The 561-nt window shown below is 66.0% G+C and carries 1 protein-coding gene; it reads right to left on the bottom strand.

Features of this window, described 5'->3' with window-relative positions; translation table 11 throughout:
- Positions 1–18: 18 nt before the first annotated feature.
- Positions 19–561: transposase (locus tag AN218_RS28720; protein WP_141747729.1), on the bottom strand; the 543-nt coding region annotated here is incomplete at its 5' end.

Raw genomic sequence — 561 nt, 5'->3', positions numbered from 1 at the left:
GGCTTCCCAATGCTGAAGTCAAGCCGCCGCTGTGACAGGCGGTGCTACTTGGTAGCACCGCCTGTCACGGAGGAGGGCCCACAGGACGTTGACGCGTCGGCGCGCGAGGGCAAGCACGGCTTGGACATGGCTTTTGCCTTCGGTGCGTTTGCGGTCGTAGAACTTCCGCGAGTTGGGATCGAACTGGATGCTGATCAGCGCGGAGGTGTAGAAGACCCGTTGCAAGCGCCGGTGGTAGCGCTGGGGCCGGTGCAGGTTGCCGATGACCTTCCCGGAGTCGCGCGGCGCGGGGGTCACACCTGCGAAGGCGGCAAGGCGATCAGGGGTGGGGAAGTCGTCCAGGCTGCCACCGATGCCGACGAGGAACTCCGCGCCGAGGACCGTGCTGATGCCGGGCATGGACTGGATCACTTCGGCGAGTTCGTGCTCGCGAAACCGGCCCTCGATGAGTTTGTCGGTCTCGGAGATCTTCTCGTTGAGGGCCGTCACCTCCTTCGCGAGGGTGTGCACCATCTTCGCGATCGCGGCCTCGCCTGCGACGGCCGTGTGCTGGCGCTCGGC

The organism is Streptomyces nanshensis, from assembly GCF_001751255.1.
Classification (GTDB): domain Bacteria; phylum Actinomycetota; class Actinomycetes; order Streptomycetales; family Streptomycetaceae; genus Streptomyces; species Streptomyces nanshensis_A.
Note: the sequence above shows the minus strand (reverse complement) of the source record. Positions and strands in the feature narration are given on the sequence as shown.